Source organism: Mesorhizobium sp. B264B1B (assembly GCF_020165765.1).
Classification (GTDB): Bacteria; Pseudomonadota; Alphaproteobacteria; order Rhizobiales; family Rhizobiaceae; genus Mesorhizobium.
Genome location: NZ_JAIUIS010000001.1, coordinates 663,833 through 682,021 on the forward strand (window position 1 = coordinate 663,833; position 18,189 = coordinate 682,021).

The following is an 18,189-nucleotide window of genomic DNA, read 5'->3' on the forward strand; positions in this document are numbered from 1 at the left end:
CGGACCCGTCAGGCTAAACAGGACGCCATGTTGACCATCGGCAAGCGCGACGCAAGCGGCAAGACCGCCTCGGAGGCTGACCACGAACCGCGCGTGTCGGTCGGTGAGGAAGCAGGCGTTCTCGGCTGCGCCTTCTCGGGAATCTGGACGACGCGCACCGTGGCCGCGATCGACGCAGAGATGCGCAAAATCGAGAAACGGAGCGGTTTCAATACCTTGGCGCTCGATCTTTCGCATATCGAGAAGATCGATACCGCCGGCGCCTGGCTGATCGACCGCCTGGTCAGCGCTTTCGAGAAGAAGGGCGTCGAGGTCAGGTTGCAGGGCCAGAGCGACGTTGCCTCGATCCTGCTCGGCGCGGTCGGCGATGCGGTGCGGCGCGAGCCCGAATCGGGGCCGGTCGGGCCGCCCAACATCGTCATTCGCACGCTGGAGGCGGTCGGCCGCCGCGTCTACGAAATGCGCGACGATTTTCTCGCCTCGATGAACATACTGGGCGCCACGATCCGTGGCGCGCAGATGAAGCTCGGCCGCGGCCATGCCGTCAATCCGGCGGCGATCTTCAACCAGATCGACCGCATGGGCGTCGGAGCCATTCCGGTGGTGGTGCTGATGTCGGCGATCGTCGGCGCCATCGTTGCCCAGCAGGGCGCCTACCAGCTCAGCTATTTCGGCGCCGACATCTTCGTCGTCGACCTCGTCGGCGTGTTGATCCTGCGCGAACTCGGCGTGCTGATGACGGCAATCATGATCGCCGGCCGCTCGGGCAGCGCCATCACCGCCGAAATCGGCTCGATGAAGATGCGCGAGGAAGTGGATGCGCTGAAGGTCATCGGGCTTAACCCCATCGGCGTGCTGGTCTTTCCGCGCCTGGTGGCGCTGGTGATCGCCCTGCCTTGCCTGACCATCATCGCCAATTTTGCCGCACTCGGCGGCGGTATCCTCGCGGCTTGGCTCTATTCCGACATCGCACCCGCCGCCTTCATCGATCGGCTGCGCGTTGCCATCGACCTCAGCACCATTTTCGCCGGCCTGATCAAGGCGCCGTTCATGGCCATGATCATCGGCACCATCGCCTCGGTCGAGGGCATGAAGGTCGGCGGCAGCGCCGAATCGCTTGGTCAGCACGTGACCGCCTCGGTGGTGAAATCGATCTTCGTCGTCATCATCCTCGACGGGCTTTTCGCCATGTTCTATGCAGCGATCGAGTTCTGAAATGGCGATGGGAAACGGCATCGAGACCAGGGCCAAGGAGGGCGCGGATGACAGCGAGGTCGTGCTTTCGGCGCATGACATCACCGTTTCCTTCGGCGACAACCTGATCCTCGACAAACTGTCGCTCGATATCTGGCGCGGCGAGATCCTCGGTTTCGTCGGCGCTTCGGGCGCCGGCAAATCAGTTCTGCTGCGCACCATCCTTGGTTTGACGCGCAAGCAGTCCGGCACGATCAAGCTGTTCGGCGTGGATATCGAAAAGGCCGACGATGCCGAACGGCTGCGCATCGACATGCGCCTTGGGGTGCTGTTCCAGCACGGCGCGCTGTTCTCGGCGCTGACGGTGCTGGAAAACGTCCAGGTGCCGATGCGCGAATATCTCGACCTGCCGCGCAAGTTGATGGACGAACTGGCGATGCTCAAGGTCGAACTGGTCGGGCTGCCGCCGGACGCGGCGCAGAAATTCCCGTCCGAGCTGTCGGGCGGCATGATCAAGCGCGCGGCACTGGCTCGCGCGCTGGCGCTCGATCCCGACATCGTCTTCCTCGACGAGCCGACCTCGGGCCTCGATCCGATCAGCGCGGCGGAATTCGACGAGCTGGTGGTCAAGCTGCGCGATACGATGGACCTGACCGTCTACATGGTGACCCACGATCTCGACACGCTTTTCACCGCCTGCGACCGCGTCGCCGTGCTCGGCAAGAAGAAAGTGCTGGTCGAAGGCACCATAGACGACATGCTGAAGAGTGAAGAACCGTGGGTAAAATCGTATTTCCGCGGAAAACGAGCCCGGCAACTTGATCTTGCCGCGCGCGCATAGCCATAAGTGAAGCAATGGAAACCAGAGCCAACTACGTTATTGTCGGCATCTTCACGCTGGTGGCGATCCTGGCGGCGTTCGGCTTCGTCTATTGGACGGCGGCGATCGGCGACAAAGGCGAGACCACGTTGTTGCGCGTGCGCATCCCTGGCTCGGCTTCCGGACTTGGCCGCGGCAGCTTCGTGCTGTTCAACGGCGTCAAGGTCGGCGACGTCAGGCGCGTCTATATCGATGTCGACAATCCGACGGTCGCAATCGCCGACACCGAGATCGACCGCATGACGCCGATCACCAAATCGACGCAGGCCGATATCGGCCTGGCCGGCCTGACCGGACAGGCCAATATCGAACTCAAAGGGGCCGACCCCAAGGAAGTAAAACTTCTCGACCAGGCCGAAAAGGAAGGCAAGGTCGCCGAGATCGTGGCCAACCCGTCGGCGGTGACCAATCTTTTGCAGACGGCGCAGAACATCTTCACGCGCGCCGACACGGTGCTGACGCAGCTGGAGGGGTTCACCAAGGATGTGCGCGGGCCGCTGACGCAGACCGTGCAGAATGTGCAGACGTTCTCCGACGCGCTGGCCAGGAATTCCGATGGCGTCGACAAGTTCCTGTCCGCGGTCAGCGCGCTGTCCGATGAGCTGAAGGGCGTCTCGGGCAAGCTCGACGGCACGCTGAAGGCGGCCGAAGGGCTGCTCAATGCCGTCGACAAGGACAAGATCAAGAGCATCGTCGCCAATGTCGATACGGTGACCGGCAACCTCAAGGAAACGTCCAAACAGCTCGATGGCGTGATCAGGAATGTCGATACGGCCGTGGGATCGGTCAATGATTTCGCCAAGCAGACACAAGGTACGCTGGCCAAGGTCGACGGCGTGCTCGACGGCATCGATCCGGCGCAAGTGCGCACGGCGCTGGCGAACATCCAGAAGGCAAGCGAAAGCGCCGACAAGGCCGCCTCGGACATCGCCGAGGTGACCGGCAAATTCGCGAACCGGGCGGACGACATAGACGAGACGATCAAGGATGCAAGGCAGCTCGCGCAACGGCTCAACGACGCCTCGGTGCGCGTCGACGGCATCCTGGCCAAAGTCGACAAGCTGCTCGGTTCGGGGCAGGCGGACGGCGTGATGGCGGACGCCAGGGACACGCTGAGGTCGTTCAAGCAGGTTGCCGATACGCTGAATTCGCGGCTTGGCGTCATCACCGACAATATAGCCCGGTTCTCCGGCCAGGGCCTTTCGAATGTCGAGGCGCTGGTTCAGGACAGCCGCCGTTCAATCAGCCGCATCGAGGAGGCGGTTACCGACCTCAGCCGCAATCCGCAGCGCATCCTGTCGGGCGGCGAGGGCGAGGTTCGGCAGTACGATGGCAGGGCGCGGCGTTGACTTCGGTCTCGGCTCGCCGCAGAAACAGTGTCTGCATCCGCGGGTTGTTGTTACAATCCAGGGATAGTGAGGCCGGGGACAGCAGGGATCGCGCGTGAAGTCGACGATTGTGTTCAGATCGGGCGTGGCCTTGCTTGCCTTGACCCTTGCCGGTTGTGCCGCGCTGCCGGGCGGCGGGCCTGCGCCGCTTGACACGTTCGAACTGTCGGCGCCGTCGGTCGAGGCGCATGGCCACAGCCGCCGCCAGATCCTGATCGCCCAGCCATCCGCGCTCAAGGCGCTGGACAGCCAGAACATCGTCATAAAACCGTCCCCGCGCTCGATCCAGTACCTCAAGGGCGCGCAATGGGCGGACCGGCTGCCGCTGATCGTGCAGGCTCGGCTGGCCGAGACGTTCCAGCGCTCGGGCAGCTTCGCCGGCGTGGGCAAGCCGGGCGAGGGACTGGCGATCGACTACCAGGTCATCGTCGAGATTCGTTCGTTCGAAGTCCGTGTCGACGGCGGCGATCATGCCGAAGTCGACCTGTTCGTGCGCATCCTCAACGACCGCAACGGCGAGGTGCGTGCGTCCAAGAGCTTTACGGCGACCGCGCCCGTCTCGGGCAGCGGCAACCAAGGCTATGTCGGCGCGCTCGATGCTGCTTTCGGCGACGCGGCCAAACAGATCGTGCGCTGGACCGATTCGGCGGTCTGAGCGGCGATCCCGGGCGGGCGCCAGCCACCAGGCTACAAGCGGTCGAAGGCGTCCGGCCGCAGCTTTCCGGCCTTCATCAGGTGCTGCAGGGTGTAGGTTACGGACAGCGCGTCATCGAGCGCATCGTGTCCCTGCAATGGCGGGTGTTGAACGCCATAATAATCGGCAAGCTTGTTGCTCGGCGTCCTTGCCAGGTCCTCGATCGGCATCCCGGCCGAGATCAGCAGCTTTACGGTATGGTCAAAACGGGCGGCCGGGATGGAGGCGGGGATGCCTGCGATATAGCAGCTGATGGCTATCATGTTCAGTTCGTCCTTGCCCCAGGACCAAAATCGCGCCCCATTGGAGAAACGATCGACGTCAACAAGGGCTTCTCCTAGCGCGACCCCCTCGATCTCCAGCTTTTCTTCTGTGATGCCAGTCAGTTCGGTGAAGAAAGGGTCGAGCGCGTATCTCCTGCCAAACCGGTCGATCGGTCTGACATAGGCCTTGTGCGTGCCCAGGACGGGAAAGTCGTCTTCGAGCCCAAGCCTGACCGCGCCGATCTGCGCGATGACCGGGTCGGGATCGTGGGCCGCGCACCAGAATCTGCGTTGCGAGCCCTCAAGGCAAAGAAACTCGCAGTCGAATATGATCGCCGTCTTCACAAGTCAGAGATCCAGTCCCGGATGCGACGTCCACCCTTCCAAGCAAAAAGGCGGGAGACAAGTCTCCCGCCTTTTTTCATTGGCTGTCTGCCGCTGCCTAGTGCAGGCGGCCGCTGGCGTGGGCCAGCATGGTGTAGACCTTGCCTGTATCCGATGTCAGGTAGGTCTGTGCCATGATGTTGTCGCGGTCGTTGCGCGACACGTCCTTCAGCAGCTTCTCGAAATCATCGCAATAGCGGTCGACGGCAGCGCGGAACTCTGCCTCCGTCTGGTACTTGCGACGGATCTCGTCGAACGTCTGCTGGCCCTTCAGCGTATAGAGCCGCCGCGTGAACACGTCACGCTCGCCGCGCCGGTACCGGTTCCACAGTTCGATCGACGCATCGTGATCGATGGCCCGTGCGATGTCGACGGACAGCGAGTTCAGTGATTCCACGACATGAAGCGGCGAGCGCTGGGCAGGGGCGGCGCGCGGCGCGTCGGCGGGTGTTGCCGGCTTGGCTTCGTCCTCGCGTGACGCCCCGCTCAGGAGATCGCGCACCCAGCCGCCCTGTTGCGTGCGGGCGCCGGCGTCGGGACGCTGGCGCGGCGCCGTGTCGGCGGGGCGCTCCAGGTCAAGCGTGCCGCGTAGCGCCGTGCCGCCCGACGGCGCCTGCGGCGCGCGAAGTTCCGGCTGTGGCGCGGGAGCGCGGCGCGGCGGCTCTGCCGCGCGGGACGCTGCCGGGGCTTGCGGCGCCGGGCGCAGATTGCGCGATTCCAAGGGCTCTCCACCACTGCGGCCGGACTTCGCAACGATGTCCGAAAGCTCCTTCAGGGCGTTGATCTGCTCGGAAACCGCGCGGCGGATGGCCGATGTCGATTCCTTGGCCTCTTCCGGCATCTCGATGACGCCTTTCTTGAGCTCGGCGCGGGTGAGGTCGAGCTCGCTCTTGATGGCGCCGGCGGTGCGGCGCATCTCCTCGGTCGCGTCGGAGAAGCGCTTGGTTGCCGAATCGACGACGTCGGTGATGGCGTTGCGGATCTTGTCGGCCGATTCCAGCGTCCTGCCTTCCGCATTTTGCAGCGTCTGGCCGACCAGATTCTCGAACGAGCGCATGACCCTTTCGAGATCCTCCGACTTCTTGACCAGGCCGACAGCGAGATCCTCGAGTGAAGACTGCCTTTCTAGCGTGTGTTCGAGGTTGCTCTGGGCCGAGCTCAGGAGGTCCGAAGCACCGGCGAGCAGGCGGCTGTGTTCATCGAACTTGGTGGCGATCGACGCGACCTCGCGCAAGGTCGACGACGACAGTTCCGTCAGCCTTGTCGTGTTCGAATCGACCAGCCTTGCCGAGCTGGCGAAGGTCTGCGCCGCTTTCTCGGTGGTTGCCGCGAAGCTTTGCGTGCTGCCGGTCAGGCGTTCGTCGACCTGGCCGAGATTGGCCGCGGCCTGTTCGATCAGCTGACCGAGCTGCGCGCTCGACGTGGTCATTCGGCCGATCAGGTCGGCGACACTGTCGGATAGCGACGAGCGGGCACCTTCGACCGCCGAAAGGGTCTCGGCGGTGCGGCTGGCGAGCGCGTTGACGAGGGCTGCGTTTTCGCTGCGCAGCTTCTCGGCGGCACGTTCGGTGACCTCTTCCATGCTCTTTTGCAGTTCCGAGCCGCCCTGGGCGAAACGCTCGACCAGCGGCCGCGCGGTCTCGTCGAGGATCTTCGACATCTCCGCCGACCGTGCCGCGAGCATGGTGTTGAGCTCGCGGGTGTTGGCGCCGATCGTCTTGGCGGCGTCGTTGGTGCTCTGGCCGATATGCTGGCCGACCGCGGTGAAGGTCTCCGCGATGACATTGGCGCGCGACACGAGTTGCGCTTCGGCGCTCGACACCTGCTCGTTGAGCTTCTGGCCCATCGTCTCGGCGGTATGGGCTAGCCGGTTCTCGACGCTGGCTATCTGCTCTTCGACGCGGGCAGCAGCCGTTGCCGCGGTCGATGCGAGCCGCTCGTCGGCGCCGGCGAGCGCCTGCTCGATTTCACGGGCATGCGCGGCCAGTTCCTGGCCGGTCTGGCGCGCACGGTCGGCGACCCTCTGCTCCGTGCTGGTGAAGGCGCCAACGATGCTCTGCGCATGTTCGCCGATGGTCGAGGTGCTGGCGGCGATGCGGGAAACCAGTCGGTTGTCCGCATCATCGAAGATGCGGGCGATTTCGGAGGCGCGGCCTGACAGCGCTTCCGAACCTTCGGCGATGCGCGAGACCAGGTGCTGGTCGGCGGCGTCGAAGATGCGGCCGAGATCCGCTGCACGCGCGGCAAGAGCTTCGGCCGATTCGCCGATGCGCATGCCGAGCCGCTGATCGGCGCCTTCGAAATTGCGCAGGATATCGCCGGCGCGGGCGGCCAGCGACTGTGCCGTTTCGACGGCCCGGGCAACCAGCTTCTGGTCGGCCGCGTCGAAGGTGCCGGCAATCTCGCTCACCCGAGCCGCCAACTGGTCGGCGGTCTCCTGGGCGCGGGCGGCCAGCTTCTGGTCGGCCGCGTCGAACGTGCCGGCGATTTCGCTTGCACGGGCGGCAAGCTGATCGGCGGTTTCATGGGCTCGCGCCAGCAAGGAACTGGACGCATCGTCCGCGCGGGCAAGCAAGGCGCTCGACGTGTCTTCCGCACGGGCGTGGAGACGGCGATCCGCCTCCTCGAAGGTGCGGGCGATGTCTTCGGCTCGAGCCAGCAGGGCGGCCGAGGTCTGCTCGGCGCGCTCGGCGATCTTGCGATCCGCATCGGAGAAGGCCTGGCCCGCCTGCTCATGCAGGACGCTGGTGACTTCCAGGACCTTCTCGCGCAAGGCGCCGGCCACGAAGACGGCGCTCTTCTCGAGCACGTTGCGCACATTGTCGACGCCTGTCGACAGCGCACGCTCCATGGTGCCCGCACGCTCCTCGATGATGCCGGTCTGGCGACTGAACGCCTGCTCGATCTTGTCCACGTCGGCGGCGATCGCAGCGGAGATGTCGGTGCTCCTGGCCGCGATCTGGTCGATGTGACCCGACAGTGAACGATCGATATCCTTGCGGGTCTCGGCGAGCCTGCCGAGATCGTCTTCCAGCGCGCGGCTCAGCACGTCGCGGCCTTCGGCCAGCTTGCCGACATGTCCGGCGATGATGCCGTCGAGATCGCCACGGCTCTCCGACAGCCTCTGCAAATCGGCCTCCAGCGCGCGCTTGAGGATGTCGCGGCCTTCGGCCAGCTTCTCGACCTGGCCGGCGACAAGGCCGTCGATGCTCGAGCGGCTTTCGGCCAGCTTGGCGAGATCGTCCTCGAGTGCCTTCGACAGCACCGAACGCTCCTGGACAAGCCGCTCGGAGTGGCTATTGACCAGTCCGTTGACGTTTTCCAGATCGTCTTCGAGTGCCTTCGACAGCGCCGAACGATCCTGGACAAGCCTTTCGGAGTGGCTGTTGACGAGAGTGTTGACGTTTTCGAGGTCGGCTTCGAGCGCCCGGGCGAATTGTCCCCGATCTTCGACCAGTTTCTGGGACTGGTCGGCGACGGTGTTCTTGATCGTATTGAGATCGGCTTCCAGCGCACGGCGCAGGATGTCGCGGCCTTCGGCCAGCTTCTCGACCTGGCCGGCCACCAGCCCGTCGATGCTCGAGCGGCTCTCGGCCAGCTTGGCGAGGTCCTCCTCAAGCGCTTTCGACAAGGTCGAACGGTCCTGGACCAGCTTGTTCATGTGGTCGGCAATGACGCTGTTCACGTTCTGCAAGTCCGCCTCGAGAACCCGCGACAGCTGCCCGCGGTCCTCGGCCAGCCTCTCGGACTGGCTCGATATGACGCCCTTGATCGCGTTGAGGTCGGATTCCAGCGCCCGCCTGAGAATATCGCGGCCTTCGGCCAGTTTCTCGACCTGACCGGCGACCAGGCCGTCGATGCTCGAGCGGCTCTCGGCGAGCTTGGCAAGGTCGGCTTCAAGGGTCTGCGACAGCAGGCTGCGATCCTCGGCCAGGCGGCCCGAATGGTCCTCGATCAGCCCGCGTATGCTGGACAGATCGTCCTCCAGCGAACGGCCGAGCTGCGAGCGGTCTTCCGCCAGTTTCGCCGAATGCGCCTCGATGAGGTCCTTGATGCCGGCGATGTCGTTCTCCAGCGCCCTGGCGAGTACCGCGCGGCCCTCGGCGATCTTCTCGACCTGACCGGCGACAAGGCCATCAATATCGGCGCGCGTGTCCACGAGCTTGCCGAGGTCGGTTTCGAGCGCGCGCGAGAGAATGTTGCGGCCCTCGGCCAGCTTGCCAACATGTCCAGCAACCATTTCGTCAATGATTGTACGGGCTTGCACCAGCTTTCCGGAGTCTTCGTTGAGAGCCTGGGAGAGCCGGTTGCGGCCTTCTTCCAGCCTTTCGAGGTGGCTGCCGAGCGAAGCGTCGATGGCAGCGCGCGATTCGTTGACCTTGCGCAGATCTTCTTCGAGAGCGCGCGCGATCAGGCTGCGGCCTTCGGCCAGCTTCTGCACCTGGTCGGTTACCGCAGCATCGATGCCGGCACGGCTCTCGGCGAACTTGGCCAGATCGGCCTGCATCGCGGCCGCCATGCGCTCGCGGCTCTCGGAAAGGCTGCGGCTGTGATTTTCGACCGCTTCCTCTATGCCCACGCGGGCATCGGCAAGCCGCTGGATATCGGCATCGAACGAGCGCGAGACGACGTGGCGCGCCGCTTCCATGCGTCCGGCGAAATCGCTGGCGCGCGCTTCGAGCATGGACGAGGTCGACGTGACGATATCGGCCATGTCGGCGCCGATCTGGGTCTTGCCCTGGTCGATCATCGCCGTCAGCGTGTCCTTGCTCTCGGCGAAGGTGTGGGCGATTTCGCGCGCGCGTTCGACCAGCGTTTCGTTGATCTGCCGGGCACGGGCTTCGAGTGCTGCGTTGAGCTTCTGCGTGCCGGTGTCGAGAGCCTCGGCGCGGGTCTGGAACTCGCTGATCAGCGCCTGGCCGCGCTCGGCGAGCGTGCGCTCGATGCCGTTGAGGCTGGCCTCGAATTCCGAATTGAGTGTGCGCGCGGCGCCACCAAGCAGCGACACCATGCCGTTGGTGCGATCGTCGAGCAGGTCGGTCAACGACCGGGTCAGGCCGTCTGTCGTGTCCGTCAGCTTGGCGATGCGCGTGTCGAGCAGGCTGGCGAAAGCCTCGCCGGAAGTCGAAAGCTTGTCGGTTATGGTGTCGAGCCGTCCTTCCACCGAATCGAAGATCGACAGCGAACTTTCGTTGATGCGGTCGATAAGCGTGTCGCCGGAATTGGTGATGGTCATCGACAGTTTGGTCGATGCATTGAGAATGCTGTCGCGGATGAGGTCGCTGGCAGCGCCGATTTCGTCCTTGAGGGTGTCGTGCGCGCCGGCGATCGAAGCGCGAACCCGCTCCGCATGGCTGACGACCGCCTCGCGCTCGCTGCCGAGCCCGTCGACGAGCGAGCGGATGCGGGTTTCGTTTTCCGAATAGGAGCGCTCGATCTGGTTGACCTCGCTGTGGACCAGCGTTTCCAGTTCGACGGCGCGGGCCAGCGTGCGTTCGATGCCTTCGCCCATGGCGGCCACCTCGCGGCGGACGGCCTGGCCGATCATCATGACGCGATCCTGGGCCATGTTTTCCGGCTCGGTAAGGCGGAAGGCCACTTCCGTCATCGACTGGGCGGCGATGCGCATGTCCTGCGCGCGGCGAATCATGGCGGCGAAGGCCCAGAACAGGATGACCGGCACGATGGCCGCGACAGCAAGGCCGATCAGTTCGGGACGGGCGAAGAACTGGTCGAGCGTGCGGATCCTCCAGATGCTCGGCCCGAAGAGGAGGTTGGCCAATCCGCCCGCGCCGGCGATCCAGGCCAGCGAAACGAAGGCGATAACCCAGTAGATCGTGTTCGAGGCGCGCCGGTTGAGGCTGTGCAGAAGCGTCTTGTAATCCTTCTGACGATCGTCATTGGCCGGCGAGAAGCCGGCGGGCTGACCGCCATTGCGTGTTTCGACGGGGCGCAGTTCGGCGGGTCTGGTCTTTGGCGCGGGATTCGCGGCCTGGGCTTGGTTGACGACGGGTGCCTGCGTCTGATTGCGTCCCTCGCGCGCCAATTCGTCGGCGGCCTGGGATATCTGCGCTTCCAGATCTTCCATCGAGGCCGCTATATCGAGGTCGCCGCTGCCGGTGTCGCCGCTGAGGTCGAGATCGAGTGCCTTCTCGAGTTCCCTGGCCACATCGTTGTCCAGAGATCTGGTCGTCGTTGTTTTCTTCGCCATGCCTTCGCTACCCTGTACTAGCTGCCGCGGGCTTATGATTTTGGTTGTCGCACCCACGCGCAGGAGGCTGAAAATGGACCCCTCGTATCGTAATGACACAGGGGGGTAAAGAAAACATGCATTCCGCGGGATACGTAAAACTTTAAATATAAGGTTAACGGAAGCGTGATTCCGGCGCCGCTTTCGCAACATTTTTTCCGGCCATCCATTAACCCGTTGTCCATTGGATTCGCCTAGTTTTTCAGGCGGCCGAAGAAGCGGAGTTCGAGTTCATGCGTGGCGAAAGCGGCATTGCCTTCTCAATGCCCGGGGGCGATGTATCGGGAACGAGGCGGTCCCGACCGATCGATTTGGCACACCTTGCGCGGCAGACGATGGGCGACCGCGGCCTCGAACAGGAGGTGCTGGCGCTCTTTGTACAACAGGCGCTGTCGGTGCGCGACAGGATAGTCGATGCGGACATCAAGGACCGGCTGCTCCTGGCGCACGGCCTGAAGGGTTCGGCGCGTGGTGTCGGGGCCTTTGCCATTGCCGATTGCGCCACCGAGATAGAACGGCAGCCGGAAGACAGCCAGACGCTTACGCGGCTCGGCAAACTGATCGACGAAGTGCGCGATTTCATCGCCGCCATCAACCGCTAGACCCGTTTGCGGAAAAACGTCACCGAGCGGCGCTTTCTCGCCGCAGTTGACTTGTGTGCCCGAGTGATTATCTCGGCGGAAACTCCCTCAGGTGACAAATGACCAAACTGACCTTCATTGCCCATGACGGCACACATTTCGACGTGGATGCCGAGAACGGCTCGACGGTCATGGAAAACGCCATCCGCAATGCCGTGCCGGGTATCGAAGCGGAGTGCGGCGGCGCCTGCGCCTGTGCAACCTGCCACGTCTATGTCGACGAGGCCTGGACGGCGGAAGTCGGCGAGCCGGAAGCAATGGAAGAGGACATGCTGGACTTTGCCTACGACGTCCAGCCGAATTCGCGGCTATCGTGCCAGATCAAGGTGCGCGACGCGCTCGACGGACTGGTGGTGCGGGTGCCCGAGCGCCAAGGCTAAAAGCCGATTTTTGCCCGAGGCAATGAATCCGGGCAGGGGGTTCCTTGGGGGCCGGCTGTTGACGTCGCCTTGAATGGAAAACCCGCCTGTGCGGCGGGCCTCCGGCGCAACTCAGCACCATAACCAAATATCTACCATAGTTGCGGGCACCCCGTCAAGAAAAAATTCCTATCGTGAGAAGCTGCCCTGCCATGAAAAGGTGGCGGGGCAGCCGGACTGGCAGTCGTCCATCCCTTGCAACCCGAGTTCGCAGCTCTGATTTTTGCGGCTGCCGCTTGGCAGCAAGCCGGAGGTCATGCAGTCTCACGCCAATCCAGCAGCGAGGCGCGCACCATGACCGGCATCACCAGGACAGACGTACTCATTGTCGGGGCAGGGCCGGTCGGCCTGTTCGCCGTGTTCGAGCTCGGCCTGTTCGACATGAAGTGCCACCTGATCGACATCCTCGACCGGCCCGGCGGCCAATGCGCGGAACTCTATCCGGAAAAGCCGATCTATGACATTCCCGGCTGGCCGTCGATCTCGGCGCAAGGGCTGGTCGACAAGCTGCTCGAGCAGATCGCGCCGTTCAAGCCTGATTTCACCTACAATCGCATGGTCTCCAGCCTGGAGAGGTTGGAGGACGGCGGCTTTCGCGTCACCACCGACGAGAACGAGGTGTTCGAGGCCAAGGTGGTGGTGATCGCCGCCGGCGGCGGCTCGTTCCAGCCGAAACGCCCGCCCATCCCGGGCATCGAACCCTATGAGGGCAAGAGCGTCTTCTATTCGGTGCGCCGGATGGAAGACTTTCGCGGCCACGACCTCGTTATCGTTGGCGGCGGCGATTCGGCGCTGGACTGGACGCTCAATTTGCAGCCGGTGGCAAAAAGCGTGACCCTGGTCCACCGGCGCCCGGAGTTCCGCGCCGCCCCCGACAGCGTCAACAAGATGTACGCCATGCAGGAAATGAAGCAGCTGGATTTCCAGGTCGGGCAAGTGACCGGCTTGACCGGCGCCGACGGCCAACTGTCGTCCGCCCTGATCAGGGGGCCGGAGGGCGACATCGAAATTCCCTGCACGCGGATGCTGCCCTTCTTCGGCCTGACCATGAAGCTCGGACCGATCGCGGAATGGGGGATCAACCTTCACGAGAACCTGATTCCGGTCGACACCGAGAAGTTCCAGACGTCGGTCCCGGGCATCTTCGCGGTCGGCGACATCAATTGGTATCCCGGCAAGCTGAAGCTCATCCTGTCGGGCTTTCACGAGGTCGCGCTGATGGCCCAAGCCGCCAAGCGCATCGTCAGCCCGGGCGAACGCATCGTCTTCCAATACACGACCTCGTCGACCAGCCTGCAGAAGAAGCTCGGTGTGGCGGAGGCCTCCTGACGCGTATCGCTTCAGTCCGCCAGCACGGGGGCCTCGGGATGGCCGCGCAGCGGTTTTTCGGGCATCAGGCTTAGCGTCAGCAGCGCCATGATCAACATCACCACGGCGGCGACGAAGATCAGCCCGAAGGCGGCAGCTTCGGCACCGGCGCCGGTCGCCTGCGCGCCTTCGCCCGCCAGCGGCAGCCCGTTGCCCAGGGCGACCGCACCGAGGATAGCAACGCCGAGCGCACTGCCCAGCGAGCGCAGGAACGTCAGAACGCCGGTGGCGACGCCAAGGTGCCTGGGGTCGACTGCGTTCTGGACAGACACCGTGGCCACCGGAAAGGTGGTTCCGCTGCCGAGCCCGACGCATGTCGTCAGGATCTCGACAACCAGCAGCGAGGCGTGCCCCGCCACCAGGCTGAGGGCGCCGAGGCATAGAACGGCGAAGGCCAATCCGAAGATGGCGATCCGCTTGTAATGGACGAAACGCGGAATGGTGCGCCCGCTGAATGTCGCGCCGGCCACCGTGCCAAGCATCAGCCCCAGGAGGGCGGTGCCGGATTCGCTTGCCGACAGGCCGATGACCGACTGGAGATAGACCGGCAAGTAGACAGACAGGCCGATATTGGCCGCCTGCAGAAGGAACATGGAGAGCGTGCCGGCAAGGACGATCGGGTTGCTCAGCACCTCGAGCGAAATCAGCGGCTCGGTTGCGCGCAGCAGCCGCAGCGCAAAGGCGCCCCACAGGACCAAGGAACTGGCGACGAGCCCCAGGATCTCCGTCGATAGCCAGGGGTATTCGCTGCCACCCCAGTTCAGCGCCAGAAGCAGCAGGGCCGTGGCGGCGACGAGAAGCAGCGCGCCGAGCCCGTCGATGCGATGCCGTCTTGCCGCGACCGGCAGCTTGCGCAGCGGCTTGTTGATGATGGCCATGGCCAGGATGCCGAGCGGAATGTTGATCCAGAAGATCAGCGACCAATGGAGATGTTCGGCGAACGTGCCGCCGAGCAAGGGCCCGGCGATGCTGGCGACTGCCCAGGTGCCCGAGATCCAGGCCGCATAGCGTGCCCGCTCGCGTGGCGGCACGAGGTCGCCGATGACGGTCTGCGCCAGGGCGAAAAGCCCGCCGCCGCCGGCGCCCTGGATCGCGCGGCCGATCACCAGCACGAACATGTTGGGCGCCATCGCACTGACCAGCGAGCCGGCGAGGAAGATGAGGATCGCGCCATAGACGGTCGGCCGGCGGCCGTAGACGTCGGAGATCTTGCCGTAGAGCGGCGCCATGGCGGTTGCGGTCAGGAGATATCCGGTCACGATCCAGGGCAGGTACTCGGCGTGGCCGAGCGCTCGCGCGATGGTCGGCATGGCCGGTGCCACAATGGTCTGGTCAAGTGCTGCCAGCAGCATCGACAGGAGAACGCCGCCGATAATGGCGTTCTTTTCGCTTTCCGTCAGCGGCGCGCTCGCGGCCGCCACGGCCTGATTGTCGACAGCCTGGTCCATAATCTTTCGTCCATATGCTTGCGCGCGCCGTCCGGTGCGTCGGCTGGGCTAGCCGGGTTGCATCCGCGGCGCGATCGGTCGTGATGCTCGTGTTTGAAAGGTCGTGCCCTTGCCAACCCCTGATATGTCGTCCCGTATAGGCCGATTTCGACCGTTGCCCGGAAATTTTTCGAAGCTGGCACTACGCTTCGGCCCGGTTGGCTCGCACCGCCGCCCCTTAGGCGACATGCATCAGGACGTTCACGTCGGCGGCAACCGGCCGTTGCCGATGCGCTCGACGCGATAGCGCAGGAGCCGCAGGATGCGGCTTTCGAAATTGACGCTTTCGACGCGATCGAACTGCACCTGGGCACGGTCGTGTCTGGCGAGAATGGCGGCGGTGATCTGGGCGGCCTTGGCCTTCGCCGCATCGCAGTCCTTCTGCGGGTAAGCGGCTTTCAGCGCGTCTTCCAGTTCGCGGGCGTGATTCTTGGCGATCTCGACATGGCGTTCCTCATGGCGCTTGATGTCGGCCGACAGCGTGTCCCAGAACAGCCGCACATCCGCGTCGGCCTTGCGTGGGCGGCTCCATTCGGGAAGGATAACCTTGACCTTGACGGTCACGGCGGCGTCGGCGATCCGGCAGGAGCCGGACTGCCCGGCATAGCTGATGCGCGTGGTGAAGGCCATCTGTGTGGCGCCGGGATGCCGCGAGCCCGTGCTCTTCACCTGCGGACCACGTTTGGAAAGCTGTGCCTCGATGTCTTCTAGCGTCCTGCCGCCGACGGCGAAGTAGCTATATGTCTTGACGAGATTGGCCGCGCCCGCCGGAACGGCGGTGGCGGCAAGCAGCAATGCGCAAAGCAGGGTTCGTTTCATCAGGTTGCCTCTCGTCCTACCTTGCTTTACGGCCATTGCCGGCGCAACGGAATTGATCTGGTGCGGATCACACATGGTTGATGAGCCCCACGGTTGATGAGCCACACGGTTGATGAGCCCCATGGTTGATGAGCAATGACGGCGAGGCGATGGCAGTTGGCGCACGGGCGTCATCTCGACCTTGGCGACAAGGCCGTGGTGGTCGGCATTCTCAATGTCACGCCCGACAGTTTTTCCGACGGCGGTCTGTTCGATGCCGCCGAAACCGCGCTGGTCCAGGCGCGCCGCATGCTGGGCGAAGGGGCCCTGGTCGTCGATGTCGGCGGTGAATCGACCAGGCCGGGCGCGTCCGCGATCACGGCGGGCGAGGAGCAGGCGCGCATCCTGCCGGTGATCGAGGCGCTGGCGCGTTCCGGCGAGGTGCTGATTTCGGTCGACACCTATCGTGCGGAGACCGCGCGGCTGGCCGTCGCGGCCGGGGCGCATATCGTCAACGACGTCTGGGGCTTGCAGCGCGAGCCGGACATTGCGCGTGTCGCAGCCGAAACCGGCGCGGGGCTCATCATCATGCATACCGGGCGGGATCGCCGGAAACTGCCCGACGTCATCGCCGACCAGTTCGCGTTCCTCGAAAAATCGCTTGAAATCGCCCGCCGACACGGCATCGCCGACGATCATATCGTTCTCGATGCCGGCTTCGGCTTCGCCAAGGAGACGGCCGAGGATAACCTCGACCTGATGGCGCGGTTTTCCGAGCTCAACGCCCTCGGATTTCCGCTGATGGCCGGAACCTCGCGAAAACGCTTCATCGGCACCGTCACTGGCCGCGATGCCGCCGAAAGAGGGGCTGGGACTGCGGCGACAAGCGTCATACTTAGATTGAAGGGCGCCGACCTGTTTCGCGTCCACGATGTCGCAATCAACGTGGACGCGCTGGCCGTGGCGGATGCTATGCTGGCGCGCGAAACCGCCGCCGCTTCGGGACGCTGAACCATGTATGTCATCCGCCTGAAGAACTGCGCCTTCTTTGCCCGGCACGGCGTGCTGGACGAGGAGGAGGCGCTCGGCCAGCGCTTCTATGTCGACGCCTCGCTCACCGTGGAGCCCGGGCGCGCGCTGGTCGACGATGCCATCGGGGAAACCGTCAATTACGGTGTTGCCTTCACGGTGATCGAGGAGATCATCACCGGACACAGGCGCTTCCTGATCGAGGCGCTGGCCCTGGAAGTCGCAAAAGCCCTGACGGAACGCTTCCCGCAGATCAGGAAAGCCGAAATCACGGTCCGCAAGCCGAATGCGCCGGTGCCCGGCGTGCTCGATTACGTCGAGGTGACAGTTGTCTGGCCGCAGTAACACCGTCTATCTCAGCCTTGGCGGCAATCTTGGCGATCCGGCGAGTTCGATGGCGGCGGCGCTGCGCCTGCTCGACGCCGATCCCGCCGCTCGCGTGGCCGCGGTGTCCTCGCTCTACCGCACGCCGCCCTGGGGCAAGCTCGACCAGCCCGACTTCCTGAACGCCGCCGCCGAACTCTCGACACGGCTCTCGCCGCGGGCATTGCTCGACCTGTGCCTCGATGCAGAGCGCAAGCTGAAGCGCGTGCGTGAGGAGCGCTGGGGGCCGCGCCTCATCGATATCGACATCCTGGTTTTCGGCGACCGCGTCATCCACGAAACCGGCCTGGAAGTGCCGCATCCGCGCATGCTTGAACGTGCCTTCGTGCTGGCGCCGCTGGCCGAGATCGCGCCCGATCTTGCGGTAAGCGGGCGAAGCGTCTCGGAGCGGCTGGCCGCCGTCGATGCGGCCGGTATCGAACGCCTGCCGTCGGGCCGCGACTGGTGGCTGGATAGACCAGCGTCAGCCTGAGAACCCGCCATCGTCCAGAAAGGTTTTTTCCTCCGGCGTGGTTTCGCGGCCGAGCATCTTGTTGCGGTGCGGAAAACGGCCGAAGCGCCGGATGATGTCGAGGTGTTCTTCGGCGTATTTGAGGTAGTCCGGCGCATTGGCCGCGGTGAGCTCGACCGACCGTTCCTGGTCGGCGAGCAATTCCGAATGTTCGAACGGCAGATACAGGAACACCCGCAATTCCGGTTCGAGCACCAGGTCCTGGCCGGCCGTTACAGCTTTTTGGGCGAAATGCTTCGCCAGCGGGTCCGTGGCGTACATGTGGCCGGTGCCGCGAAAGCAGTTGCGCGGAAACTGATCGAGCAGGATCATCAACGCCAGCGAGCCTTCGGCATGCTCCGACCAGCCGTCGCATTCGCGCCGTGCGGCCGCGTAATGCAGCTCAAGAAAGCGGTTGCGGAAATCGCCGTCGAAAACATCGCTTTTCTCGAACCATGCGTCCGCTCCGGCATCACGCCAGAATCTGGTGACCGACAGGGCTCCGCTGTCCAAATCCATG

General features: G+C 64.3%; 15 protein-coding genes. 10 read left to right on the forward strand and 5 right to left on the reverse strand.

The window, feature by feature from the left end; genetic code table 11:
- The first annotated feature begins 27 nt into the window (after positions 1-27).
- The 4 genes from LB547_RS03200 to LB547_RS03215 all read left to right on the forward strand — a co-directional run bounded on the left by LB547_RS03200 (position 28) and on the right by LB547_RS03215 (position 4,117).
- Positions 28-1,215, forward strand: coding sequence for an ABC transporter permease (locus tag LB547_RS03200; RefSeq protein WP_140498924.1), 1,188 nt, complete (start codon positions 28-30; stop codon positions 1,213-1,215).
- Between the two features lies 1 nt (position 1,216).
- A complete protein-coding gene (locus LB547_RS03205) occupies positions 1,217-2,035 on the forward strand; it encodes an ABC transporter ATP-binding protein (RefSeq protein WP_140498922.1) in 819 nt (272 codons plus the stop codon).
- A 14-nt stretch (positions 2,036-2,049) separates the two neighbouring features.
- Complete coding sequence (locus LB547_RS03210) at positions 2,050-3,423, forward strand: MCE family protein (protein ID WP_140564477.1); 1,374 nt, start codon at positions 2,050-2,052, stop codon at positions 3,421-3,423.
- A 94-nt stretch (positions 3,424-3,517) separates the two neighbouring features.
- Positions 3,518-4,117, forward strand: a complete 600-nt coding sequence (locus LB547_RS03215; RefSeq protein WP_224618578.1) for an ABC-type transport auxiliary lipoprotein family protein — start codon at positions 3,518-3,520, stop codon at positions 4,115-4,117.
- A gap of 32 nt (positions 4,118-4,149) precedes the next feature.
- Here LB547_RS03215 and LB547_RS03220 read toward each other — a convergent pair whose 3' ends face one another.
- Both LB547_RS03220 and LB547_RS03225 read right to left on the reverse strand, forming a co-directional pair.
- A complete protein-coding gene (locus tag LB547_RS03220) occupies positions 4,150-4,764 on the reverse strand; it encodes an exonuclease domain-containing protein (protein ID WP_140761828.1) in 615 nt (204 codons plus the stop codon).
- A 97-nt stretch (positions 4,765-4,861) separates the two neighbouring features.
- Positions 4,862-11,014, reverse strand: a complete 6,153-nt coding sequence (locus LB547_RS03225; RefSeq protein ID WP_140761825.1) for a kinesin — start codon at positions 11,012-11,014, stop codon at positions 4,862-4,864.
- Positions 11,015-11,286: 272 nt separating this feature from the next.
- On the opposite strand from LB547_RS03225, the gene LB547_RS03230 reads away from it, so the two are divergent.
- The 3 genes from LB547_RS03230 to LB547_RS03240 all read left to right on the forward strand — a co-directional run bounded on the left by LB547_RS03230 (position 11,287) and on the right by LB547_RS03240 (position 13,442).
- The gene (locus LB547_RS03230; RefSeq protein WP_140498914.1) at positions 11,287-11,655 is read left to right on the forward strand and encodes an Hpt domain-containing protein; all 369 of its coding nucleotides are present in this window, start codon (positions 11,287-11,289) and stop codon (positions 11,653-11,655) included.
- 98 nt (positions 11,656-11,753) lie between these two features.
- The gene (locus tag LB547_RS03235; protein WP_137931040.1) at positions 11,754-12,074 is read left to right on the forward strand and encodes a 2Fe-2S iron-sulfur cluster-binding protein; all 321 of its coding nucleotides are present in this window, start codon (positions 11,754-11,756) and stop codon (positions 12,072-12,074) included.
- A 333-nt stretch (positions 12,075-12,407) separates the two neighbouring features.
- A complete protein-coding gene (locus tag LB547_RS03240) occupies positions 12,408-13,442 on the forward strand; it encodes an NAD(P)/FAD-dependent oxidoreductase (RefSeq protein ID WP_140498912.1) in 1,035 nt (344 codons plus the stop codon).
- 11 nt (positions 13,443-13,453) lie between these two features.
- Here the strand turns inward: LB547_RS03240 and LB547_RS03245 are convergent, their stop codons facing one another.
- The gene (locus LB547_RS03245; protein WP_140557794.1) at positions 13,454-14,929 is read right to left on the reverse strand and encodes an MDR family MFS transporter; all 1,476 of its coding nucleotides are present in this window, start codon (positions 14,927-14,929) and stop codon (positions 13,454-13,456) included.
- A 240-nt stretch (positions 14,930-15,169) separates the two neighbouring features.
- Positions 15,170-15,787 carry a DUF922 domain-containing Zn-dependent protease gene (locus LB547_RS03250; protein WP_181165355.1) on the reverse strand — a complete coding sequence of 206 codons (618 nt, stop codon included), beginning with the start codon at positions 15,785-15,787 and terminating at the stop codon, positions 15,170-15,172.
- A 135-nt stretch (positions 15,788-15,922) separates the two neighbouring features.
- On the opposite strand from LB547_RS03250, the gene folP reads away from it, so the two are divergent.
- The 3 genes from folP to folK are packed head-to-tail and all read left to right on the forward strand — an operon-like array spanning position 15,923 to position 17,651.
- Positions 15,923-16,777 (forward strand): dihydropteroate synthase, encoded by an 855-nt coding sequence (folP, locus tag LB547_RS03255; RefSeq protein ID WP_140557791.1) that lies wholly within the window; start codon positions 15,923-15,925, stop codon positions 16,775-16,777.
- A gap of 3 nt (positions 16,778-16,780) precedes the next feature.
- Positions 16,781-17,140 (forward strand): dihydroneopterin aldolase, encoded by a 360-nt coding sequence (gene folB, locus LB547_RS03260; RefSeq protein WP_140498905.1) that lies wholly within the window; start codon positions 16,781-16,783, stop codon positions 17,138-17,140.
- The gene (gene folK, locus LB547_RS03265; protein WP_140656374.1) at positions 17,124-17,651 is read left to right on the forward strand and encodes a 2-amino-4-hydroxy-6-hydroxymethyldihydropteridine diphosphokinase; all 528 of its coding nucleotides are present in this window, start codon (positions 17,124-17,126) and stop codon (positions 17,649-17,651) included. Before folB ends, folK begins: the two co-directional genes overlap by 17 nt.
- Here the strand turns inward: folK and LB547_RS03270 are convergent.
- A complete protein-coding gene (locus tag LB547_RS03270) occupies positions 17,643-18,188 on the reverse strand; it encodes a DUF924 family protein (protein WP_140584347.1) in 546 nt (181 codons plus the stop codon). The two genes, folK and LB547_RS03270, sit on opposite strands and share 9 nt — an antisense overlap.
- Between the last annotated feature and the right edge of the window lies 1 nt (position 18,189).